28 protein-coding genes and 1 tRNA gene are annotated in these 21515 nt (G+C 44.4%); 5 read left to right on the top strand and 24 right to left on the bottom strand.

The annotated features are described in order from the left end of the window. Window positions 1–69: 69 nt before the first annotated feature. The 7 genes from acpP to BLU87_RS13985 form a co-directional block, all read right to left on the bottom strand. Window positions 70–303 carry an acyl carrier protein gene (acpP, locus tag BLU87_RS14015; protein ID WP_092349903.1) on the bottom strand — a complete coding sequence of 78 codons (234 nt, stop codon included), beginning with the start codon at window positions 301–303 and terminating at the stop codon, window positions 70–72. Between the two features lie 51 nt (window positions 304–354). Continuing rightward, the gene (gene fabG, locus BLU87_RS14010; protein WP_092349901.1) at window positions 355–1092 is read right to left on the bottom strand and encodes a 3-oxoacyl-[acyl-carrier-protein] reductase; all 738 of its coding nucleotides are present in this window, start codon (window positions 1090–1092) and stop codon (window positions 355–357) included. A 33-nt stretch (window positions 1093–1125) separates the two neighbouring features. Then, window positions 1126–2058: an ACP S-malonyltransferase gene (gene fabD / locus BLU87_RS14005; RefSeq protein ID WP_092349899.1), complete on the bottom strand. Its 933-nt coding sequence runs from the start codon at window positions 2056–2058 to the stop codon at window positions 1126–1128. 125 nt (window positions 2059–2183) lie between these two features. Then, window positions 2184–3164, bottom strand: a complete 981-nt coding sequence (locus BLU87_RS14000) for a beta-ketoacyl-ACP synthase 3 (RefSeq protein ID WP_092349897.1) — start codon at window positions 3162–3164, stop codon at window positions 2184–2186. A 48-nt stretch (window positions 3165–3212) separates the two neighbouring features. Continuing rightward, window positions 3213–4199 carry a phosphate acyltransferase PlsX gene (plsX, locus tag BLU87_RS13995; protein WP_092349895.1) on the bottom strand — a complete coding sequence of 329 codons (987 nt, stop codon included), beginning with the start codon at window positions 4197–4199 and terminating at the stop codon, window positions 3213–3215. A 19-nt stretch (window positions 4200–4218) separates the two neighbouring features. Further along, window positions 4219–4401: a 50S ribosomal protein L32 gene (rpmF, locus tag BLU87_RS13990; RefSeq protein ID WP_092349893.1), complete on the bottom strand. Its 183-nt coding sequence runs from the start codon at window positions 4399–4401 to the stop codon at window positions 4219–4221. 79 nt (window positions 4402–4480) lie between these two features. After that, complete coding sequence (locus BLU87_RS13985) at window positions 4481–5023, bottom strand: YceD family protein (RefSeq protein ID WP_092349891.1); 543 nt, start codon at window positions 5021–5023, stop codon at window positions 4481–4483. A 243-nt stretch (window positions 5024–5266) separates the two neighbouring features. On the opposite strand from BLU87_RS13985, the gene mazG reads away from it, so the two are divergent. The 3 genes from mazG (at window position 5267) to dapF (ending at window position 7539) form a co-directional block, all read left to right on the top strand. Next, window positions 5267–5950 carry a nucleoside triphosphate pyrophosphohydrolase gene (mazG, locus tag BLU87_RS13980; RefSeq protein ID WP_092349889.1) on the top strand — a complete coding sequence of 228 codons (684 nt, stop codon included), beginning with the start codon at window positions 5267–5269 and terminating at the stop codon, window positions 5948–5950. 269 nt (window positions 5951–6219) lie between these two features. Then, window positions 6220–6612 carry an FxsA family protein gene (locus BLU87_RS13975; protein WP_092349887.1) on the top strand — a complete coding sequence of 131 codons (393 nt, stop codon included), beginning with the start codon at window positions 6220–6222 and terminating at the stop codon, window positions 6610–6612. Window positions 6613–6654: 42 nt separating this feature from the next. Beyond that, window positions 6655–7539: a diaminopimelate epimerase gene (gene dapF, locus BLU87_RS13970; RefSeq protein ID WP_217637522.1), complete on the top strand. Its 885-nt coding sequence runs from the start codon at window positions 6655–6657 to the stop codon at window positions 7537–7539. A 17-nt stretch (window positions 7540–7556) separates the two neighbouring features. Here the strand turns inward: dapF and BLU87_RS13965 are convergent, their stop codons facing one another. From BLU87_RS13965 to BLU87_RS13950, 4 genes are all read right to left on the bottom strand, one after another. Then, window positions 7557–8291 (bottom strand): amino acid ABC transporter permease, encoded by a 735-nt coding sequence (locus tag BLU87_RS13965; protein ID WP_245706569.1) that lies wholly within the window; start codon window positions 8289–8291, stop codon window positions 7557–7559. Then, window positions 8276–8968 (bottom strand): amino acid ABC transporter permease, encoded by a 693-nt coding sequence (locus tag BLU87_RS13960; protein WP_092349885.1) that lies wholly within the window; start codon window positions 8966–8968, stop codon window positions 8276–8278. The genes BLU87_RS13965 and BLU87_RS13960 overlap by 16 nt, the downstream gene beginning before the upstream one ends. A 91-nt stretch (window positions 8969–9059) precedes the next feature. Further along, window positions 9060–9854, bottom strand: a complete 795-nt coding sequence (locus tag BLU87_RS13955; RefSeq protein WP_092349883.1) for an ABC transporter substrate-binding protein — start codon at window positions 9852–9854, stop codon at window positions 9060–9062. A gap of 27 nt (window positions 9855–9881) precedes the next feature. Continuing rightward, window positions 9882–10616 carry an amino acid ABC transporter ATP-binding protein gene (locus tag BLU87_RS13950; protein ID WP_092349881.1) on the bottom strand — a complete coding sequence of 245 codons (735 nt, stop codon included), beginning with the start codon at window positions 10614–10616 and terminating at the stop codon, window positions 9882–9884. A 563-nt stretch (window positions 10617–11179) separates the two neighbouring features. Between BLU87_RS13950 and rsmD the strand changes: the two genes are divergently transcribed. Together rsmD and coaD are read left to right on the top strand one after the other, a co-directional pair. Then, entirely contained in the window at window positions 11180–11734 is a 555-nt protein-coding gene (gene rsmD, locus BLU87_RS13945; protein WP_092349879.1) for a 16S rRNA (guanine(966)-N(2))-methyltransferase RsmD, read from the top strand. 8 nt (window positions 11735–11742) lie between these two features. Further along, on the top strand, window positions 11743–12234 hold the full coding sequence (gene coaD / locus BLU87_RS13940; protein ID WP_092349877.1) for a pantetheine-phosphate adenylyltransferase: 492 nt from the start codon (window positions 11743–11745) through the stop codon (window positions 12232–12234). A gap of 19 nt (window positions 12235–12253) precedes the next feature. Here coaD and BLU87_RS13935 read toward each other — a convergent pair whose 3' ends face one another. The 13 genes from BLU87_RS13935 to rbfA all read right to left on the bottom strand — a co-directional run bounded on the left by BLU87_RS13935 (window position 12254) and on the right by rbfA (window position 21501). Beyond that, complete coding sequence (locus BLU87_RS13935) at window positions 12254–13003, bottom strand: 7-carboxy-7-deazaguanine synthase QueE (protein WP_245706568.1); 750 nt, start codon at window positions 13001–13003, stop codon at window positions 12254–12256. Further along, complete coding sequence (gene queD / locus BLU87_RS13930) at window positions 12981–13352, bottom strand: 6-carboxytetrahydropterin synthase QueD (protein ID WP_092349873.1); 372 nt, start codon at window positions 13350–13352, stop codon at window positions 12981–12983. The genes BLU87_RS13935 and queD overlap by 23 nt, the downstream gene beginning before the upstream one ends. Window positions 13353–13367: 15 nt before the next feature. Continuing rightward, window positions 13368–13541 carry a DNA gyrase inhibitor YacG gene (locus tag BLU87_RS13925; RefSeq protein WP_092350043.1) on the bottom strand — a complete coding sequence of 58 codons (174 nt, stop codon included), beginning with the start codon at window positions 13539–13541 and terminating at the stop codon, window positions 13368–13370. 89 nt (window positions 13542–13630) lie between these two features. Further along, window positions 13631–13706 (bottom strand) — tRNA-Gly (locus BLU87_RS13920). A 23-nt stretch (window positions 13707–13729) separates the two neighbouring features. Beyond that, window positions 13730–15043 (bottom strand): tRNA nucleotidyltransferase/poly(A) polymerase-related protein, encoded by a 1314-nt coding sequence (locus tag BLU87_RS13915; RefSeq protein ID WP_092349871.1) that lies wholly within the window; start codon window positions 15041–15043, stop codon window positions 13730–13732. A gap of 53 nt (window positions 15044–15096) precedes the next feature. Then, window positions 15097–15705, bottom strand: coding sequence for an L-threonylcarbamoyladenylate synthase (locus BLU87_RS13910; RefSeq protein WP_092349869.1), 609 nt, complete (start codon window positions 15703–15705; stop codon window positions 15097–15099). Between the two features lie 57 nt (window positions 15706–15762). Next, on the bottom strand, window positions 15763–16032 hold the full coding sequence (locus BLU87_RS13905) for a YbeD family protein (protein ID WP_092349867.1): 270 nt from the start codon (window positions 16030–16032) through the stop codon (window positions 15763–15765). Further along, on the bottom strand, window positions 16019–16477 hold the full coding sequence (gene dut, locus BLU87_RS13900; protein ID WP_092349865.1) for a dUTP diphosphatase: 459 nt from the start codon (window positions 16475–16477) through the stop codon (window positions 16019–16021). Before dut ends, BLU87_RS13905 begins: the two co-directional genes overlap by 14 nt. Window positions 16478–16566: 89 nt before the next feature. Beyond that, on the bottom strand, window positions 16567–18666 hold the full coding sequence (gene pnp / locus BLU87_RS13895) for a polyribonucleotide nucleotidyltransferase (RefSeq protein WP_092349863.1): 2100 nt from the start codon (window positions 18664–18666) through the stop codon (window positions 16567–16569). A gap of 175 nt (window positions 18667–18841) precedes the next feature. Continuing rightward, window positions 18842–19108 carry a 30S ribosomal protein S15 gene (gene rpsO, locus BLU87_RS13890; protein WP_092349861.1) on the bottom strand — a complete coding sequence of 89 codons (267 nt, stop codon included), beginning with the start codon at window positions 19106–19108 and terminating at the stop codon, window positions 18842–18844. Window positions 19109–19294: 186 nt separating this feature from the next. Beyond that, on the bottom strand, window positions 19295–20200 hold the full coding sequence (gene truB / locus BLU87_RS13885) for a tRNA pseudouridine(55) synthase TruB (protein WP_281242562.1): 906 nt from the start codon (window positions 20198–20200) through the stop codon (window positions 19295–19297). Between the two features lie 4 nt (window positions 20201–20204). Next, window positions 20205–21155, bottom strand: a complete 951-nt coding sequence (locus BLU87_RS13880; protein WP_245706567.1) for a DHH family phosphoesterase — start codon at window positions 21153–21155, stop codon at window positions 20205–20207. Next, window positions 21133–21501 (bottom strand): 30S ribosome-binding factor RbfA, encoded by a 369-nt coding sequence (rbfA, locus tag BLU87_RS13875; RefSeq protein ID WP_092349857.1) that lies wholly within the window; start codon window positions 21499–21501, stop codon window positions 21133–21135. Before rbfA ends, BLU87_RS13880 begins: the two co-directional genes overlap by 23 nt. Window positions 21502–21515 lie beyond the last annotated feature (14 nt).

The raw sequence follows: 21515 nt of genomic DNA, 5'->3' as shown, positions 1-21515 counted from the left end.
ATTTAGTCATCAAACAGAAACAAATAAAACGGTGGCGTCAGATTAGGACTCCGACACCACCGCAGTTAATCAGGAAGCTTTGTTGATATAGTCAATAGCATTTTTCACGGTTTGAATTTTTTCTGCATCTTCATCAGAAATCTCAACATCAAACTCTTCTTCCAAAGCCATGACCAATTCAACAGTGTCCAAAGAATCTGCGCCTAAATCATCCATAAAAGCGGCTGAATCAACAACCTGTTCTTCATCCACACCAAGTTGCTCAGCAACAATCTGTTTTACTCTTTCCTCAATAGAAGCCATCTACTTTCTCCTTTTTTTTAAGTTATGTAGGCTTTTCAATAAGCCTGTTACTTACATGTACATTCCGCCATTAACACCGATTACCTGCCCTGTTATATACCCTGCATGATCAGATGCAAGAAAAAGCACAGCATGAGAGATATCCTCAACCGACCCTAATCTTGCTAATGGTATCCTTGCTGCCAAATCCTGACGTTGCTCTTCAGGGAGAGAATCGGTCATATCGGTGGCAATAAATCCTGGAGCGACCGCATTGACTGTAATATTTCGCTTCGCCAACTCCTGAGCATTAGAACGGGTCAACCCCATCAGTCCCGCTTTGCTGGCACAGTAGTTTGCTTGTCCTGGATTTCCGGTCTGACCTACAACTGAAACGATATTAATAATCCGGCCACAGCGTTGTTTCGTCATGAGCTTAGACACTGCTCGAGTGCATAAAAAAGCACCCTTTAGGTTAATGTCAAGAACTGCATCCCAGTCCTCTTCTTTCATCCGCAACAGTAATCCGTCACGGGTAATTCCGGCATTATTGACCAGAATGTCTATCCGGCCAAAAGTCTCCTTGGCCGTCTTAACTAGTTGTTCAACTTCAGCAGCGACCGAGACGTCACATCGCACTGCTATAGCCTCCGTACCAGCTGCTTTAAGTTCGGCGACAAAATCTTCAGTCGCTTGCAAATTTGTTCCGGCAGCAACAATCTTTGCTCCGTTGGCAGCTAATGCCGTTGCGATACCACGACCGATACCACGAGACGTCCCTGTGATCAAAGCAACTTTATCCTGAACCATACGATTATCCTTCAGTAGCAGATATTAAAGCCATTATATATCAGATGACCCCTGAATTTTTTCTAAACTGGGAACGTCACCAATATTTTTCAATGTCGCTGCTCGATCAATCCTCTTTATCAAACCTGAAAGAACTTTTCCAGGGCCAATTTCAATATACCGGGTCACCCCTAGATCTTTCATCTTCAGAATTGACTCATCCCAACGAACCGGGGCACAAACCTGCTTCACTAGCAGCTCAATAACTTTCGATTCATCGTCATTAGGAAGCGCTTCCACATTTGTTATAACCGGGCAAGTCAATGGCGAAACGGTAATCAGGTTAAGCTCAGGCAATAATCGTTGTGCCGCCGGAGCCATTAAAATTGAATGAAACGGGGCACTCACGGGCAAGAGCATTGCTCGTTTGGCACCACGCTCTTTTGCCAGCTCAATGGCCCGCTTGACAGCGGCTGTATGTCCAGCAATTACAATCTGCCCAGGACTGTTAAAGTTAGCAGGGGCAACAACCTCATCAGCTGCGGCTTGCTCACAAAGCTCGACAATTGCATCCCCTTCAACCCCTAAAATCGCAGCCATTGCACCGACACCGAAAGGAACGGCTTCTTGCATGTAGGTGCCCCGCTTACGCACAATTCTTAGGGCATCAGCGAAGGTGAGCGCCCCAGCAGCAACCAGAGCTGAGTACTCACCAAGAGAATGACCGGCCACAAAAGATGGGGACAGGTTTGTCTCCGCCTGAAGAACTCGAAGAGCCGCAATACTGGTAGCCAAGATTGCTGGCTGGGTATTTGCTGTCAGCTTGAGGGCATCCTCAGGACCAGAAAAGCAGAGAGCCTTGATATCAAACCCCAAGGAATCATTGGCCTCTTCATAGACGAGTTGAGCAATTTTAAAGTTTTCCGAAAGATCCTTGCCCATCCCCTGATACTGGGAACCTTGACCTGGAAAAACAAATGCATCCATTTTATTTACGTTCCTGATGTATTAAGTTTACCAATTTCAACCAGTCTACAAAAAATCCGATTGGCCAAAAACAAAAGATGGTATCACTCAAAATACCATCTTTCAATTCTTTCAACATGAGAAAGCTACCAACGGATCAACGTAGAAGCCCAGGTAAATCCACCGCCAAAAGCAGCTGAAAGGATAAGATCGCCCTCTTTCAACAAACCTTGATGGTAAGCTTCGTCAATCGCTATCGGAATGGTGGCACCGGAAGTATTTCCATATTTATTAACATTGACAAAGCTTTGTTCTTTGGTCAAACCCAAACGCTTCGTTGTCGCTTCGAGAATCCTGAGATTCGCTTGATGTGGAATAAACTGAGCCACATCAGCACTGGTGTAATTATTGGCAGCCAGAGCTTCTTTTGAGACCTCAGTCAGAGATCGTACAGCCACCTTAAAGACTTCGTTCCCTTGCATTTTCAAGAAGCCAAGTTTTTGATTAAAACCCTCGATTGATGCGGGGTTTTTAGCGCCAAAGCCCGGTTGATACAGAAGTTCCAGATAATGGCCATCGGAATGGAGATGACAGGACAATATCCCCGAATCTCCCTCCTGCGCTTCAAGAAGAACTGCGCCTGCACCATCACCGAACAGGACACAGGTATTTCTATCCGTCCAATCAATTGAGCGACTTAAAGTTTCAGCGCCAATAACCAATGCTCTCTTGCCGCGTCCGGACATGAGGAAATCGTTTGCACTCGACAGTCCATAAAGAAAACCACTGCAAGCAGCTGAGACATCATAGGCATAAGCGTTTTTAGCCCCCAAGTTAGCCTGGACAATACAAGCGGTCGCGGGCCAGGGATAATCACCGGTGATTGTCCCCATAACGATCAAATCGACATCTTCAGCAGCGACCCCGGCCATATCCAAGGCCCGTTGTGCAGCGATAGTTGCCATGCTGGAGGTACATTCATCATCAGCGGCAATACGCCGCTCCTCAATGCCGGTTCTAGCTACGATCCAGTCGTGAGTAGTATCAACCATTTGTTCAAGGTCATAATTCGTGCGGATTTGCTCAGGAAGATAAGAACCGGTACCAATTATTTTCGATTTCATCAATGAAAGCTCCCTTGCCTCAAAAGACTAGATATCCTGAATTCATTATACTCAGAGTAAAGTTGCAAGTTTTTCTTCAAACCGAACTTTTGCATATTCGCCAGCTTGGCGGATCGCAATGCTTATAGCGACCGGATCTGAGCTGCCATGGCAAACAATCCCGACACCAGATATCCCTAACAAGGGGGCGCCACCATATTCCGCAGGATTAATTCTTTTTTTAAAAGCAGAAAAAGCTTGTCGACTAAAAAGGAAGCCAAGCTTTGCCAGGAAACGGCTTTCGATCTCCTGTTTTAACATTGTGCCGATAGCAACGGCCAAACCTTCTGACACCTTTAACAGAACATTGCCGACAAAACCGTCACAGACAACGACATCGACTGCACCATTATAAACGTCACCGCCCTCAACATAGCCGAGATAATTGAGTTGCGAAGCCTTCAACAGCTGGTGAGTTTCTCTGGTTAAATCGTTACCTTTTTTTTCTTCCTCACCATTAGAGAGAAGACCAACCCGTGGATGAGGTTTACCAAGAAGATTCTCAACATAGAGGCTGCCCATAATAGCAAATTGATAGAGGTGTGACGCCTTGCAGTCAACATTTGCCCCCATGTCAAGGACCATGGTTTGATCATTGAGATTAGGGAGAAATGTGCCAATAGCAGGACGCTCGATCCCCTTGACACGACCGAGAACAAACATCCCGCTCGCCATAATGGCACCAGAATTACCCGCACTGACAACCGCCGAGGCGACACCTTGTTGAACAAGATTAAACGCGACGCGAATCGACGAATCTTTTTTCTTGCGCAGCGCATCAGAGGGAGAATCATGCATACCAACAACTTCACTGGCATGATGGATTTCAATCTTCAGATCGCGGGTTTGATATTTTTCAAGCTCAGCCTGAATTTTCGCCGTATCGCCGACAAGAACAACTTCACACCCCCACTCTTTACAGGCGGCAACAGCTCCAGCGACCTCGACAGCAGGTGAGTTATCCCCACCCATAGCATCTACAGCGATTTTAACAATCATAGTCTAAATATAAGCCAGATCAGACTTCGTCACTGCTAATAATTTCTTTACCCTTATAGGTTCCACAATGTGGACACACGCGATGTGGCAATTTAGGTTCTTGACACTGAGAACACACTGAAAACCCTGGAGTACTGATTGCATCATGAGAGCGACGCATATTTTTTTTAGATTTAGAGGTCTTTTTCTTTGGAACTGCCATTTACTTTCTCCTTGCAAGTCAACAAATAATTTTGTTCACGTTATAATTAATTGCAAATCAATGCCTGATTCGCTAATGATCAGGTCTTCTTAAAATCTATTCCAGCTAATGCCGTAAATTTATTGTTAAAAGGCTTCTTGGTACAACTGCACTTTTCAATATTCAGGTTTTTACCACATTCCGGGCAAAGTCCCTGACATGTTTTTGCGCATAGAGGCTTAATAGGAACGGCCATCAACAGCTGCTCCTGTAAAGTGTCACGAAAGTCTAATGTCTCTTCAGCATAGACGACCAAGCCGAGATCATCAGCTTCAAGTTCAACCTCGTCATCGACCTCTTCGTCTTCAACCTGTGGAACAAAAGTAACGCTAAACGATTCCGACACTGTTTTTTCAAAGTCTTGCAAGCATCGCCCACAATTTAAACGGACAACAGCATCCAGATGACCGTCAACTTCAACAAATTTCCCTGTCCGCTGTAGACGCAACTTAAAGACCTGCGGATCCAGATATTTTGGACCATCAACCTGTGCAAGCATATTCAGATCAGGAAAATCAGTTAATGAACAGGAGTACTCTTGCTCAAGAACACCCCCTTTGATATCTTTCAGTTCAACTTGCACGAATCACCACCAAGGCAAAAGATACAGTATAGAGAGAGACAAAATCATGTCAAGTCAAAAGGATTGCAATTCAACCGCCAAGAATGGCGCATTTTCTAGCCCATCCACCATAGATTTGCAAGTTTTTTTTATATTCTCGCACAACTGTTAATGAATACCATCTGAAGGATAAATGGAAACACATCTCTAATGAGCAAAAGATCAATTACTTCAAAGCACACTTATCATCATAAGGAATGAACCGTGAAAACCAAATCGATCACCGATGAGATGACAAAACTCAGTGAAATAATGACGGCACTCCGTGCACCAGATGGTTGCCCATGGGACCGAAAACAGACGGCAGCAACATTAAAACCTTACATCCTTGAAGAAGCATACGAACTTATTGATGCAATAAGCAAAAATGACACCGCTGAGATTCGTGATGAACTTGGCGATCTCCTCTTTCAAGTGGTCTTTATAGCGCAAATCTATAACGAAAAACAGCAATTTGACCTGGCTGATGTTGCACTTTCAATCAGCAATAAAATGATCCGTAGACACCCACATGTGTTTGCTGGTGAAAATGTTAACGATCATGCAAAACGCTGGGATGAAATAAAACAACAAGAACGTGTTACAAAGGGTGGAAAAAACAAATTAATGGATCGTATTCCAGAGAACCTTCCGGCCCTAAAAGTTGCGACAAAAGTGGCCAGCAAAATTGAAAAACAAGATTTAAATGCCCAAATTGATAAAATCCAAAAGAAACTACTCAGGCTTAAAATTCCGACAGAGGAATTGACCATAAATCAAGATAAAATCAACCATATCCTCGCCGACATATTATTTGCTACAGTCCAGATCGCGAAGTCTTTAAATTGCGATGCTGAAGATATTTTACGCATGAAAACCATTCAAGTGATGACACAATCTGACACTTAATAGTGGTCATTTCTAGTCAACAATTGCAAAGTTCGTGAAAAACAATAGGTTTTAGGTTTCATCCACACAAACAGTGGAAAAGTTGTCAACAAGTCTGTTGAAAACATCAGTGGCGCTACAATACCAGCCCAAGACGACACCTTGCCTATTTTTTAACCAGTTTTATTTTGTAATATTTTCGGGTAGTTACAGACGATAAGAGGTTGTTGCTAGAAAATACCACATAACTCCTAAAAAAATATAATTTTTTCTTATGAAAGGATCAAGAGATGTTTATAAAACTCTTAATTGTCTTCACATTAGTGCCGGTCATTGAGTTATATGTACTGATAGAAGCGGGTCGTCAGATTGGCTTTGGACCCACAGTTGGAATGGTTTTTGTTACTGGCATTGCTGGTGCTTATCTCGCCCGAAGTCAAGGATTCGAATTAATTAATCGTATCCAGGTGAATTTAAATCAGCACCATCTTCCTGCCACTGAAATGATTGACGGAGCTATGATTTTAGCGGGAGGTTTGTTACTTTTAACCCCGGGTTTCTGCACCGATCTTTTTGGTTTCTGCCTGTTGACTCCGGCAACACGGAAATACTTTAAGGTTTGGATACAACGTTGGCTCGAATTGAAAATTCAACAAGGAAAGATTAACGTTCGCCATTTCTAAAAGCTTCAAACTATATACCTATCTAAAAGGTCAATATTCACCATGATGAATCAATATCCGTTTCGAAAAATACTTCCTCAAATCGGGTCTATGGGGCGCCCTTTTCTTAAGATGCACGGATTGCGTAACCACTTCATCATTGTCGATGGGCGTGAGCAGCCTTTCAAACCAACAATCGCTGCGATCAGTCGGATCTGTGACCCACATGAAGGAGTTGGAGCTGAACAACTCCTGATCATCGAAAATCCGACAACAGCGGGCAGGAACAAAGGCGCCGAAGCCTTGATGCGAATTATTAATATTGATGGTCGTGAGGCAGAAGCCTGTGGTAATGCTACGCGTTGTGTCGCATATCTCATTCTGGAGGAGAAAAACGCTGAGAAGATTATCCTTGAAACGATCACCGGAACTCTTGAATGTTGGCGGGCAGGAGAACAACGTGTCAGTGTTAACATGGGTCACATCAGCAAAGATTGGTGGAAAATCCCCCTCTCCGAAGCACAGGACACCTGTCATCTCGATATTAGCAATGGCCCCCTTAAAAACCCTGTCGCTTTAAATATTGGCAACCCTCACGTAGTTTTTTTTGTTAACGACCTGAAAACCATTGTCATGGAGGATCTCTGCCCGGCAATTCAGACCGATCCGCTTTTCCCGAATCAGATCAATGTAGGTGTCGCTCAAATGGTCACTGACTCACATATGTTATTAGCGGTCTATGAGCGTCCGGGGATATTGACTGAAGCCTGCGGAAGTGGCGCTTGTGTCGCATTTTACGCCGCTCGACTGCGTGGACTAACCGACCGGGACAAGATGACTGTAGAGCTTCCTGCAGGACCGATTGAAGTTGCGATTCAACCAGATGATTCAGTTGTCATGACGGGCCCCGTAGCCTTTTGCTTTGGAGGCTTTTTGTTGGAGAAATAAAAGAAGGTTAGATCTCGCTATGACTCTTGATCCTGAACACTCCCAATTGAACCAAATGCCCCTTCCGCCCACTTGGCAAAACGCAAAACCGGATAACAATAGATAAAATACATCGTCGCGATTAAACCATAAACAAACATGATATCCCCGGGCATCCGTAAGATCGCAACCTCCCCCTGACGGGTCAATTCTGAAATACCAATAATCGAGAGGATCGCAGTACTTTTAATGATGACAACATAAATACTGGCCATCGGTGGAATCATCATCTTTAAAGATTGTGGGAGAACCACGTAAATGAGGGCCTCCGCCTTTGACATGCCACATGAACGTGCCGCCTCTTCCTGTCCTCTTGGAATCGCATAAATAGCTGCTGTGGTAATTTCAGTGACATAACTTGATGTGTACAGCGACAAAGAAACGATCGCCGCAGTAAAACTGTCGAAATTCAGAAATCCGACCCCAAAAGAGGGAAACACAAAATAGATAATATAAAGCTGCACTAGATAAGGCGTACCTCGAAAAATATGCAAATAAATACCAATGATGGCTGTCAGAGGTCGATACCCCAGGGTCCGCACCACCCCGAGAACAAAACCTAACAAGGAACCAAAGAGAATGGCCAATATTGACACTTTGAAAGTCATCAGCAGACCCTGCATCAAAAAGGGCATCAGATTGATGGTTATCTGTATTTTTGCAAGGACAATATCCGCCATTTCCAACATCCCGCCCATCAATTTGACCGCCATGCTGTGCCGCCAAGCCGGTTTTGGGCATAACCAGACAAAATGAGAGTTAAGAGATAGATCAAGAGATAACAGATGCCAGTCGTCACATAACTTTCTGTCGCCACAACAGTTTCAGAAAACATTGTCAATCCTGCCCCCATCAGTTCCGGCACAGCGATAATACTGAAGAGGGCGGTGTCCTTAATCAAGATTGCTGTTTGACCGATCAGCGGCGGAGTGATATTGGCAATGGCCTGAGGTAAAATGATGTAATACATACTTTGGAATGAGTTTAGACCGACTGCCTGAGCACCTTCTTTTTGCCCCTTATCAACAGACTGTATTCCAGTCCGGATAATCTCCCCCATATAGGGGGTCGTATGAATTGTTAAAGCGATAATCGCTGTTTGTGTTTCATCAAAAATATTACCGAATGGCAACAAGGCTGGAAGCCCGTAATAGATCAAGTAGATTTGAATAAGTAGCGGGGTTGAACGAATGAGTTGAATGTAAGCTGCTGCAATGCGCCAGACAAAACCAAGTGTTGACATCCGCATCAACGCAATAAAAATACCAAAGAAAAAAGACATCACGAGACAGAGCAATGAAAGCCATATGGTCGTTAGCATCCCATCAATGAAAACATTGAGATACTGTCCCACTATACGAAAATTATAAAAACCATTGAGCCAAAGCATGCACTGACATCCTCATCATATAAGTCTGGACAAGAAAAGCCTGCGGTCAAAGCAGGCCTTTCTTGTCATAAATCATAATCAACCTTAAGGGTTATTTATGATCAGCTTCCCAAACGGTAGAATTCCACCAGTAATCAAGCAATCTGTCCAAACGGCCGTCATGACGGATCAGGCGCATGTAGTTGTTCAGCGCATGTAGCAGGTGGATTGAGTCTGGACGGACAGCAAAACCAAGAGGTTCTTTATTCACGGTTCCTTCCAGAACCTTGACATTCGGATTTTGACTGATGAGCCCGGAAACACTTGCTCTATCCGAAACCCCAGCATCCACACGGCCAGAGACTAAGGCTTGAAATGTTTGTGGATTACCACCCGAATATTCCTTTAATTTTGCTGCAGGTAAAAACTTTTTAGCAACTTCAGCGTATGAAGAAGCTTGTGTCGCACCAACGGTAAACTCTGGCTTATTAACATCTTTCCAAGAGACAAAGTCTCTATCCTTCAGCGAGTAGACAATGTTTTCAGCAAAGAAAACAGGCTCAGTAAAAATGACCTGCATGTGCCGTTTGGCCGTTGGAGTCATATCTGCAGCAATAACATCGGCCTTACCGGATGTCAAAGCGGGGATCAACCCTTTCCAATCATAATCTTGTAGAATCAGTTTAACCCCCATATCAGCAGCCATCATCTCCATAATATCGATAACCAGACCGGTTCTTTGTCCGGTCTTATCAATAAAACTGACTGGTGGTCCTTGCGTCTGGACAGCAACAATCAGCTCTCCCGACTTTACAATTTTTTCCATTGTTGATGCAGCAAAAGATGTCGATGCAAGGCTGAACATAGCAAGCATCATTAACACTAGCGTCCGTTTTAATGTGGTCATGTTATTTTCCTTTCAGGTGTGATTAAATTACAGAATTTGACTCAAAAAGGTAATCGTCCTGCTATTTTTAGGCCGATCGAAGAATTCATCAGGGGTCGCCTCTTCCAGGATTTGTCCGCCATCCATGAAGATAACTCGATCTGCGACTTCGCGCGCAAATCCCATTTCATGGGTAACGACAACCATCGTCATCCCTTCCGTGGCCAGATCTTTCATCAATTGCAACACCCCACCAACAGTTTCGGGGTCTAATGCAGATGTCGCTTCATCAAACAGCATAATCTTGGGGTGCATTGCCAGAGACCTGGCAATAGCTACACGTTGCTGCTGACCACCTGAGAGTTGGTCAGGATAATTCCCGGCTTTTTCGGGGATGCCAACTTTTTCTAACAACTTACGGGCGACATCTTCAGCTTCTTTCCGCTTGCGGTTAAGAACCACCGTTTGTGGCATGATGATATTATCGAGTGCGGTTTTATGTCGAAACAGGTTAAAATGTTGAAACACCATGCCAACCTTGGAGCGCAATTTATTGATATTGACACGAGTATCAACAATATTGACACCATCAATATAGACATTCCCCTCACTGACAGTTTCAAGACCGTTCAAGGTTCTCAGCAGGGTACTCTTACCAGAGCCACTGGGACCGATAATAACAACAACTTCACCACGCTGAATCTGGTTTGTCACGCCATCAAGGGCCTTGAGTGTTCCAAATTGCTTTGAAACATTCTCGATACGGATTATAGGGTCTTTCATTGATGATATTTTCCAGAGATGTAAAAAATGATTGTCTATCTTGAAGATCGACCTCTGAAAAATAGTACACTATCATCATACTTACAAGACAATATTCAATCTATTGAAGGGGTTGCGTTAAAATGATGAGTTCAAAGGTTCAATTTGATTCCCTGTGCCAACGGCAAACTGATGACAACATTCAGCCATCTGAACCCGATTCAGGTCCCCTTTTGCACCACCAAAGACTCACCAATCGCAGTAGCAGATGAACCAATATTAACGTTGGCAATACCGCAATCGGAACCAGTTAGGAATAAAAGAATCGCCATCTATTGGGTCATTATAAAATTTATAAATTTATTTTTCGGTATTGGTTGTTTCCTTTATATCGTGTTATTTATTCAAAACTGCTTATCAATTCACTTGCAAGTGGTCACAATATTTGCCGATAAAAGGCAATAGGCCGCTGAATGAATTTCAGAATTTTGACTGGGGTAACATGTCAACACGCTCTTCACACACCGACCACTGGCTATCCATCGCGGATAATGTTACAGCTCGTCTCGTAGGTATCAGTTAATATGCGCATCATCAGTGGAATTGCCCGTGGAAGGCAACTAGCGACGTTCTCAGGTTTGGATATTCGCCCCACGCCAGACCGTGTTCGTGAGGCCATCTTCAGCATCCTCACCAGCAAACTGGAGACATTTCATGGTACCAACGTCCTGGAACTTTTTGCTGGAAGTGGTGCTCAATCGCTCGAAGCATTAAGTCGCGGGGCAAAGTGTGCGACCCTGGTTGACTCGGGTAAAACGGCAGCCAAGGTCATGATTGAGAATATTAAACGCTGCCGCTTTGAAGCAGAGACAAGGGTAATTAATCAGGACGTTTTTGCAACACTGCCGCAACTCATCACCATGGCACCTTTTGACCTGATCCTACTTGACCCGCCCTATCATCAGAACCTTCTTGCAAACGCAATCGAACAAATAGAACACTTGAAGCTCCTCGGTAAAAAGGGAATAATCTGCGCCGAATCTTGCAAAGATGAATCATTATGTGACTTTAAAACTCTCAGATTAATGGATGAGAGAACCTACGGCTCCTCCAAAATCCATTTTCTTTGTTTAACTTAAGGACTCCTATGAACCGTCATATTGCCATCTATCCTGGATCATTTGATCCATTTACCAATGGTCATCTGGATATTGCTCAACGTGGGCTGGAAATTTTTGACACGGTCGTGATTGCCGTAGCAAGTAATTCCGACAAAAACAGTTTGTTCTCTGTCTCTGAAAGAATCGACATGTTGATGAGCCTGACTGCAGACAATCCACGTCTGAAGGTAGAAACATTTGACGGGCTATTGGTCAATTATGTCGTTGAAAAGAAGGCAAGGGTTATTCTGCGGGGATTGAGAGCAGTGACCGACTTTGAATTTGAATTTCAATTGGCACAAATGAACCACACAGTCTGTCAACAAGTAGAGACTCTGTTCATGATGACTTCGCCCAATTTTGCCTATCTGAGTTCGTCAATCGTCAAAGAAGTTGGTCGACTTGGTGGTGATATCAGTAAATTTGTTCCCCCACTGGTCAGGGAAAAACTAGTTAATAAGTTTGCAGATAATAAATAAGCAAGCAGCTTACTGATAGCTATAACAGTCCCATGAACCTATGTGTTTGCGGAATCACTCGCACACTTGGGATCTCTTCAGCAATAATTGCCTGCATCTGTAACAGCCGCCTGGTAGATACTTGAATCCTTCCATCCATGGTCACCGGTTGCAAAACAATTGGAATATATTTTGAGACAGTAGCGACTAGATCAGCGGCAAGTTGCATCTCCAGATCAGGAGTATTCTCACCAACTACCAGCTTTACATAGCAGTCAGTTTGATTGGCAATCTCCAGAAACTGACGATGAAGATCCCATTCGGTCCTTTCACCTGTCTGTGAGTGCAGCTTAATATCCATCGAGACCCAATCAAGATGTTGGATGACTTTTCCAAGTTGAGCAGGCAACGTACCATTGGTTTCAAGATGTATGGGTAAGGCTTTCCTTAATGTCGGCAACCAGGACAATAAAAGATCAGCCTGAAGCAATGGCTCTCCTCCGGTAATACTGATGGAGTGGTGAGCTGAAGGCAACTCCGAATTCCACGAATCCAGCAATGTTTCGACCTGAGCTAAACTTAAAGGATTGTTCAGGGTATCCAACTCGCCCGAACCAGGTATCGATTCGATCAGACATTTATCAGTTTTCTCAAAATTGGTATCACAATAGCGACAACTTAAATTACAACCACAAAAACGTAAGAAAATTTGTCGACAACCAACCAGGATCCCCTCCCCCTGAATGGAGGAAAAGATCTCGATGAGATCAGCTTTGGGTGTAAGTGGCATATGCATTATCCGATTCCCAGACCGTGATTTTTTCTAAATGAACAGCATAAGGGGACAAACTCTCAAGCAGTCGATCATAAATAAATTTCGCAATGTGCTCTGATGAGGGACTAATCCCTTTAAATGCCTCTAAATCATTAAGATATTTATGATCAAGATAGTTCATGACTTCTTTGGTATGTTTTTTCAGTATTTTAAAGTCAATGCCCAACCCTGCGTCATTCAGCTCTTCCGTATTGACAGTGACCTCAATTTTCCAGTTATGTCCATGTAAATTTTCACAGTCACCCTGATAATTCAACAGGTTATGTGCCGCAGCAAAATGGGTTAAAATCGTCAAGTGGTACATATTATCTCCTGATATTTAAGAATCTTGATCCACTTCTGGAGCCTTGTCACCGACGACCCGATACTCTTCAGTCGCCCAGCATCCAAGATCAATGATACGACATTGCTCAGAACAGAAGGGTCGCGCCGGATTTTCACTCCAAATGGTTTTCTTGCCACAACGGGGACATTTAACTTCTAAATTGTTCATAAACTCACTATAACGGCTACCGGAATAAAAAGAAACCGCCAGCACAGAGTAAAAAGCCCCGGATCTTAGATCCAGGGCATTTTTTAAATTGGAGCGGAAGACGAGGTTCGAACTCGCGACATTCAGCTTGGGAAGCTGACACTCTACCAACTGAGTTACTCCCGCATGGGTGCTGCGCAGTATAGTGATTAGGCCTCTTTTTTGTCAAATATTAATTTGCTTTTCAACCACTTTTCAGCCTCTAAAACACTTGATATTTCCCCTTTAATTTCAGCTAGTTTAATCTTGCCCAGCCACTCCCCTATTTTAACGCCTCGCTGAGGCGCCAAAAAAGCGGCAATCTGTCGACCATTCAACAAGGCTGGGACCACTCCTGAGACCTGTTCATGGTCGAAAGATCTCTGTATCTCAATCAAGCGATCAAGGGATATAAGCGCAGGATAGACTCCCCACAAAAGGACCCGTTCAAAATAAAAAGGACCGAGGCTTTCAGCCAGCAACGCTTCTCGTCTCTTTCCGGTGATTGTTTCCAGCAGAGATAGCGTCTCTAAATCCAGTGCTGCTTGAAGGGCAATGATCAAAGCCTTATCGCGCCGACTCAGGCGTAACCGTCCATGCAACAACTCCGGCAGATTTTCTGGTTGATAGAGCTTTATCAAGAGAGAAAATATTAACAGTCCGCGAAGAGAAAATGAGCCCTGTTTTGTTGTTACAGATAAAGATTCCACTTGCGCTGATCTACCAGCATCAATTTTATCACGCAGTTCATCGATCTTACTCAGCGCCGAATGAAAGTCCCAATCCTCACCTGCGGGTCCAAACAAGACAGCAAGTAAACCACTGGTAAAAAGGAGTTGCACTCCGCCAACGACATTTTCTGAGTTAAATATTTTGGCGAACTCATCCCTAATCCTTTCACCCGCGGAACATTTAAGAAGTTCCTGCGATGCAGCAATCAGACGCAGCGTCTCCACTGCAAGTTCAAAATTAAGGGTCACCGCATGCCGAACACCTTTTAACATCCGCAGCGGATCATCGATGAAACTTTGTTCCGAACAACAAAATAGTTGTCGATCATTAAGGTGATTTATCCCGTTCAGTGGGTCTAAGAGGGGGGAGTTCGGGTACAATTCATCGACAGGCAGGGCTAATGCATTGACGGTGAAATCGCGTAAACGTAAATCGTTACTGATTGAAGTTGACCGCAATGGGGCAAAGTCCAAAGCTAAACCGGATGTCAAAATGACACGACTCTGTCTCCGTTCAGAATCCAACCAGAACCAGTGTCCAGAAACTTGTGAACTCCAGTCACGTACAAGAGGAGTTGGATCGTAAGAGCAGGCAATATCAATATCAACTTGGGGCAAATTTAAAAGTGAATTACGCAGACATCCACCAACGAGCCAATAACTCGCTTCACTTTTCTGCATACTGTGAACAAGGATATTTAACTCAGCATGACCATGAATAAAATTGATCAGCGGGCGTAAACTTGGAGACACGTTGACAGACTCCGCAATTAAAATCTGTGGAACAGTTGCCTTGGATGGTGAATTTATTCGATCCAGGAGGTGTCACCGCTGCCTTGGCGGATAATCTCAATTTGATCATCAACCAGACTGATTACCGTTGAAGCCTCTTGCATAGATATTCCACCGTCAATGACAAAATCGACCAAATGACCCATGGTCTCTTCGATCTCAACTGGATCTTGAGGAGTGTTTTCTCCAGAGGTATTGGCACTGGTCGTCACCAAAGGATGGCCAAGTTCTTTGACAATCGCGCGACAGATTTCATTCTCAGGGATACGTACACCTACGGTTTTTTGTTTAGTGCTGAGGGAATCAGGAACAATTTTTGTCGCGTCAAGGACAAAAGTAAAAGCTCCGGGAAGATATCTCTTCATAATTTTAAAGGCAAAATTACTCACTTGAGCATAATTAGAGATTTCGGCAAGATCATTACAGATAAAAGAGAAAGGCTTACGTTGATCGCGCTGCTTGATCTGGAATATCTTTTTGACGCCCTTGCGATTAAAAATATCACAACCAAGTCCATAGGTCGTATCCGTCGGATAGATAATGACCCCCCCTTGTTGCAGACAGGCAACAACCTGTTTGATTAACCGTGGTTGAGGATTATCAGGATTAATTGATAAAAACATCGTCGTTTTCTCCTCTAAACAAATATTTTAACGATCGATAATAATCCTAAAATGGGATTAAAGCAACATCTTCAACCCGTTGACAAGACGCATATCCGCATAGATAGCGGTGAGTTGCTCATAGCTATGCAGGGTCACCAGGAGTGAAACCGATTGGTAGGTTCCTTGACCGCTGGGGCGACAGAGGACGGCATCGGTTGCGACAGGAACATGCTCAGCAACAGCAGCAACAATAGCTTCTCGAAAATCATCACCCGCAAGTCCCATGGCTTTAAACTGGTACTGACAGGGAAATTCGAATAAATCCGCAGGATTAGACTTTTTCATTGTGACTCCCCGTATGGCCAAAGCCACCTGCACCACGCAACGTCTCTGAGAGTTCGGAAACTTCAATGAGATCAGCTTGGCAGATAGGAGCGACGACAAGTTGGGCAATACGATCTCCTGAATTGACCGTAAAGGGCTCTTGACCATGATTAATCAAAATAATAGCAACTTCTCCGCGATAATCAGCATCGATCGTCCCCGGTGAATTGACCAAGGCGATTCCATGTTTAATGGCGAGTCCGGAGCGAGGTCGCACCTGAATTTCAAATCCCGCAGGGAGTGCAAATGATAACCCTGTGGGGATCAGTGCCCGTTGCCCCGGTTGAAGCTGAAGAGGTTCTTGCATGAAGGCACACACATCCATCCCAGCCGCTAATTCGGTCATATACTTGGGAATAACAGCCTGTGGATGAAGTTTTTTTATCATAACCTGAGGCTTCAACATAATACCGTCCAATCAAAAAGGGCCGATGAAGAAATAAGCACTCTTCACCGGCCATGATAATAATATTTTACTGAAAATTAAAAAGGGGATTAACCCTCTTCGGGTAATTCCAGTCCTAAAGCGGCCTTACGGGAAAGTTTTATTTTCCCTTGACGATCGACGCCGATACACTTCACCAATACTTCGTCCCCTTCATTAAGAACATCAGTGACATTGCGTACCCGCTCTTTTGCCAGTTCAGAGACGTGAACCAGACCGTCTGTCCCTGGGAAAATTTCTACAAAAGCACCAAATTCCATGATTTTTTTAACTTTTCCCATGTAAAGCTTGTCAACTTCAGCTTCCTGGGTCAAATCACGGATCATCTTAATCGCCTCTTTCGCTGCCAGGCCATCAGATGACGCAATCTTGATAGTACCATCATCCTCAATATCAATGGCACAACCTGTCGCATCAATAATGCCACGGATATTTTTACCACCAGAACCAATAACTGTTCTGACCTGATCAGATTTCACCTTAATACTGGTGATCTGTGGTGCATGTTCAGAAAGTTCAGCACGTGGAGCATCAATAGCTTTAGCCATTTCGCCAAGGATATGAATCCGCCCTTCGCGCGCCTGCTCCAGCGCTTGTTGCATAATTTCTCTGGTCACACCGGTAATTTTGATATCCATCTGCAAAGCAGTAATTCCCCTCGCAGAACCTGTGACTTTGAAGTCCATATCACCAAGATGATCTTCATCACCAAGGATATCCGACAAGACAGCAACATCATCCCCTTCTTTAATCAGCCCCATAGCAATCCCGGAGATCGCTTCAGAAACTGGCACCCCAGCGTCCATCAAAGATAGAGAGGCACCACAAACTGAGGCCATTGATGACGATCCATTTGATTCAAGAATGTCTGACACCACCCGGATAGTGTAAGGGAAATCCTCATGCTTGGGCAAAATTTGCGCGGCGCTGCGCTCTGCAAGCATGCCATGACCAATTTCCCGACGACCCGGAAAAAGACGCATACTGGTTTCACCAACACAAAATGGAGGGAAATTGTAATGCAGCATAAACTTCTTGAATTCCATCCCTTGGATATTATCCATCCGTTGCTCATCAGTACCGGTCCCTAAAGTAGCGGCAACCAGAGCTTGGGTTTCTCCACGGGTAAACAGGGCACTCCCATGAGAACGGGGCAGAACACCCACTTCACAACTGATAGGACGGATCGTTGTCATGTCACGACCATCAATACGGATCCGCTCTTTCGTCACCATCTGCCGGACGACTCTTTTTTCTACAGCACCAAGGGCAGCAGAAATTTCACCTTCACGGCCAGCAAACTCGTCTGCCAGCTGCTCTTGAACCTGAGCACGATTTTCAGCGAGAGCTGCATAACGATCCTGTTTACTGTGAATGCGAACTGCCTCGATGACTTTGGCCTCAGCTAATTCAGTGACCTTAGAAACAAGAGCTTCATCAGCAACAGCAACCTCAAAAGCCCGCTTATCTTTACCGACTAAGTTGGCCAACTCCTCTTGCAACTCAATCAGCGGTTGCAGCGCAGCATGACCAAAGAAAATAGCTTCAAGCATCTCAGCTTCAGTAAAAAACGCCGACTCACCTTCCACCATCATTACCGCATCTTTAGAGCCTGAAATAACAATCTCTAAATCACTTTCGGCAATCTGTTCATTGGTTGGGTTCGCCACGAGTTGACCATCAACGCGACCAACACGAACCGCAGCAATAGGTCCTTCAAAAGGGATATCTGAAACGGCAACAGAAGCTGAAGCAGCAACCATTGCTAATGTATCAGGATCATTAACCAGATCAGCAGAAATAACAGATGGCATAATCTGGGTTTCAAACATGTAACCCTTTGGAAAGAGAGGACGCATGGGGCGATCAATCAGCCGACAGATCAGGGTTTCACGCTCAGTGGAACCACGTTCACGACGGAAGAATGAACCAGGAATCTTCCCAGCGGCATAAAACTTTTCAGCGTAGTTGACGGTTAAAGGAAAGAAGTCCTGACCTTCACGCATTTTTTTGGCTGAAACCACAGTACAAAGCACCTTAGTTTCACCATAAGTTACAATAACTGCTCCGTCTGCCTGACGGGCAACTTTGCCTGTTTCAATCGTCAAGGGTTGTCCATTAAATTCTACTTCAACCTTATGATAGGCCATGTAGTTCTCCTTTTAAAATTGATTCCATCCATATGGAACCGTTGCTTGTGTAAAAGCTATAAGAGGATGGCCTGAGACAACCCCCGCCACAATTGCCAGGGGTTCTCTCCGGACAGCCTCTACAGCCGACATAAAAAAATAAAAGCAGCATGCCCAATCAGGCATGCTGCTCTTTTTAACGGCGAAGACCGAGAGCTTGAATAATCGTCTTGTATCGTTCGACGTCTTGCTTAAAGAGATAATCAAGCAATCGACGACGTTGGCCGACCATTTTCAGAAGACCTCGACGGGAATGATGATCTTTCTTATGGGTTTTAAAATGCTCTGTCAGGTAGGTAATTCGTTCACTTAGAAGGGCGATCTGCACTTCTGGTGAACCGGTGTCACCTTCATGACGCTTATAGGTATTGATAATTTCCTGTTTACAGTCTGTGCCAAGCACGATAGTTCTCCTTTTCAAGTCCAATAAAAGCCAGTGGCGTGGCTGTTTTTGACAAATGTCTATAGGTTGCGATTTCTACCACAATTCAAGATCGTCTGTAAAGATTAAACACACCACAACGATGCTCCTATAGGGCCATACTGACTCTATAAGACTAAGATCTCCACACAACCAACCAATAACCATTCAGTGACTACCAAAGACTCTGATCAGTTCAAAATCGCCGCGTTTTTCCTTATTGCGCAAAGGGGCATAGCGCGCGACGGCAGCTAATTTCGAGTCAACTTGTAAACGCAACAGATCGCCATCGACAATCTCGGCATCCACTTGGGTCTGACTTAACTGTGGAGGGATACCAAACTTTAACGCGGCGGCAGCGGGTTCATTTAATTGCACCGCTGGGCAACAAGCCAAAGCATCGTCAAGTGACAGGAGTGACGTCGAAAGGTCATCCAACTGTTGCAAACTTTCCAAAGTGTGACATTGATCGATAGCAAATTCACCGCTGCGGATACGGCGTAATCCTGTCAAACAGGCACCACACCCGAGTCGCTCACCGATATCGCTAACAAGAGAACGAATATAGGTCCCCTTCGAACAATCAACTTCAATAGTGACTTCATGGGCTTTGCAGTTGATAATTTCGAGCCGCTTGATCGTGACTTGTCGATGTTGACGTTCAACAGTCTTTCCTTGGCGTGCAAGCTTATAAAGCGGAACGCCATCTTTTTTAAGGGCAGAAAACATCGGTGGGAGCTGTTCAATATTGCCACGAAATTCGGCACAAATTTGTTCCAAATCAGTGAGGTCAAATTCAGGGACAAGCCGTTGTAAAAGAATTTGTCCATCAATATCAAGAGTGTCCGTAGTGAACCCAAATTTAAATGTCGCCCGGTAGGACTTATCTTCTGCAAGCAAGAATTGGAGAATCTTGGTTCCATCCCCAATCGCAACCGGTAAAACACCCGTTGCCAAGGGGTCAAGAGTTCCAGCATGCCCAACTTTACGGGTTTTGAAAATACGCCTGACTTTTCTGACGACATCGTGAGAGGTCATCCCCGCGCTTTTATCAATAAGAAGGAGTCCGTGCAAGATATTAACTGAGAAGTTGGTCAAGCAAGGTGAATACTGATGTTTTCACTTCATCCAGTGATCCACTGAGTTTGGCACCAGCAGCGTTATGATGTCCCCCACCACCCAACTTGTGGGCAAGACTGCCAACATCAATGTTACCACGAGACCGGAAGCTAATCTTATAGAGGTCACTGGAAATTTGGTTAAAAAATAGAGCGACTTCAACACCTGAGATTGAACGTGGATAGTTCACAAACCCGTCAGCATGTTCCTCCAAGGCACCAGATTTTTTAAGAGCGTCCAGAGTCAAGACAACGGAAGCATAACGCCCGGAAGCGGCAATATGTAAAGTGGGGAGGACCATGCCAAGCAATTTCATCCGCTCAGGAGCATGGCTTTCATAGAGGTTGCTAGAAACTTCCCAAGGATCTACTCCCAGCCCAACCAACTCTCCTGCAACCAGAAAGGCCTCCTGGTTGGCACTGGAGTAACGGAAAGAGCCGGTATCAGATAGGATTCCCAAATAGAGAGCTTTAGCAACAGGCAAACTCATGGGGTACTGACAAGCTGACAACAAGCGGTAAATTAAGACCGCTGTCGCACAGGCAGTGGTATCAAGATAACATGGATCACCAAATGTAGAATCAGGATGATGATCAATATTAATCAGGGTTTGACATAGATCCTTAACAGGTAATGTGGTCCTTTCCAGATCACCAGCATCCAAAACAAAAGCGACATCGAAACCAGCGTTTTCAGGCAGGCTGTTTGATATAAAGTCAGACTCGGGTAAAAAACGCATAACAGCTGGGACACTATTAACATTATAGGCAACGACCTCTTTACCCATGTCACGTAAAGCCAGTGCGAGACCAAGGGTTGAACCTATCGCGTCACCATCTGGATTTTCATGTGCGACAACCAAAAATGTCTGATTCGTATTTATAATTTCAATTATCTGTTGAATGATCATCTAAGTCTTCTCGTACCTGATACAACAAGGCATCAATCTTTTGTCCATAATTGACAGATTCGTCAAATTTAAAATAGAGATTAGGGACAAATCTGAGATTCATAATTTTCCCTAATTCTCTACGGATATATGGAGATGCGCTTTTAAGCCCTTTTTCTGCCTCTTTACGTTCAGCAGAATCACCTTGAACCGTATAATATATCTTAGCAGAACCAATATCACGTGACATCTGCACCCCAGTCAACGTTACTGGAGACACACGGGGATCTTTGATGTTGTACATCAACAATCGGGTCACCTCTTTGTGGATCTGCTCACCAACTCGTTCTGGACGATAACTACTCAACTTACTTCGGCTCC

Source organism: Desulfuromusa kysingii (assembly GCF_900107645.1).
Lineage (GTDB): Bacteria > Desulfobacterota > Desulfuromonadia > Desulfuromonadales > Geopsychrobacteraceae > Desulfuromusa > Desulfuromusa kysingii.
The sequence above is the reverse complement of the archived record's forward strand: the minus strand, read 5'-3'. Positions and strand labels throughout refer to the sequence as shown.

Coding starts and splice junctions, on each gene's coding strand:
- acpP (WP_092349903.1), bottom strand. CDS start 303: ATGGCTTCTATTGAGGAAAGAGTAAAACAGATTGTTGCTGAGCAACTT.
- fabG (WP_092349901.1), bottom strand. CDS start 1,092: ATGGTTCAGGATAAAGTTGCTTTGATCACAGGGACGTCTCGTGGTATC.
- fabD (WP_092349899.1), bottom strand. CDS start 2,058: ATGGATGCATTTGTTTTTCCAGGTCAAGGTTCCCAGTATCAGGGGATG.
- plsX (WP_092349895.1), bottom strand. CDS start 4,199: ATGATTGTTAAAATCGCTGTAGATGCTATGGGTGGGGATAACTCACCT.
- rpmF (WP_092349893.1), bottom strand. CDS start 4,401: ATGGCAGTTCCAAAGAAAAAGACCTCTAAATCTAAAAAAAATATGCGT.
- BLU87_RS13975 (WP_092349887.1), top strand. CDS start 6,220: ATGTTTATAAAACTCTTAATTGTCTTCACATTAGTGCCGGTCATTGAG.
- dapF (WP_217637522.1), top strand. CDS start 6,655: ATGATGAATCAATATCCGTTTCGAAAAATACTTCCTCAAATCGGGTCT.
- BLU87_RS13965 (WP_245706569.1), bottom strand. CDS start 8,291: ATGGCGGTCAAATTGATGGGCGGGATGTTGGAAATGGCGGATATTGTC.
- BLU87_RS13960 (WP_092349885.1), bottom strand. CDS start 8,968: ATGCTTTGGCTCAATGGTTTTTATAATTTTCGTATAGTGGGACAGTAT.
- BLU87_RS13955 (WP_092349883.1), bottom strand. CDS start 9,854: ATGACCACATTAAAACGGACGCTAGTGTTAATGATGCTTGCTATGTTC.
- BLU87_RS13950 (WP_092349881.1), bottom strand. CDS start 10,616: ATGAAAGACCCTATAATCCGTATCGAGAATGTTTCAAAGCAATTTGGA.
- rsmD (WP_092349879.1), top strand. CDS start 11,180: ATGCGCATCATCAGTGGAATTGCCCGTGGAAGGCAACTAGCGACGTTC.
- coaD (WP_092349877.1), top strand. CDS start 11,743: ATGAACCGTCATATTGCCATCTATCCTGGATCATTTGATCCATTTACC.
- BLU87_RS13935 (WP_245706568.1), bottom strand. CDS start 13,003: ATGCCACTTACACCCAAAGCTGATCTCATCGAGATCTTTTCCTCCATT.
- queD (WP_092349873.1), bottom strand. CDS start 13,352: ATGTACCACTTGACGATTTTAACCCATTTTGCTGCGGCACATAACCTG.
- BLU87_RS13925 (WP_092350043.1), bottom strand. CDS start 13,541: ATGAACAATTTAGAAGTTAAATGTCCCCGTTGTGGCAAGAAAACCATT.
- BLU87_RS13910 (WP_092349869.1), bottom strand. CDS start 15,705: ATGTTTTTATCAATTAATCCTGATAATCCTCAACCACGGTTAATCAAA.
- BLU87_RS13905 (WP_092349867.1), bottom strand. CDS start 16,032: ATGAAAAAGTCTAATCCTGCGGATTTATTCGAATTTCCCTGTCAGTAC.
- dut (WP_092349865.1), bottom strand. CDS start 16,477: ATGTTGAAGCCTCAGGTTATGATAAAAAAACTTCATCCACAGGCTGTT.
- pnp (WP_092349863.1), bottom strand. CDS start 18,666: ATGGCCTATCATAAGGTTGAAGTAGAATTTAATGGACAACCCTTGACG.
- BLU87_RS13880 (WP_245706567.1), bottom strand. CDS start 21,155: ATGATCATTCAACAGATAATTGAAATTATAAATACGAATCAGACATTT.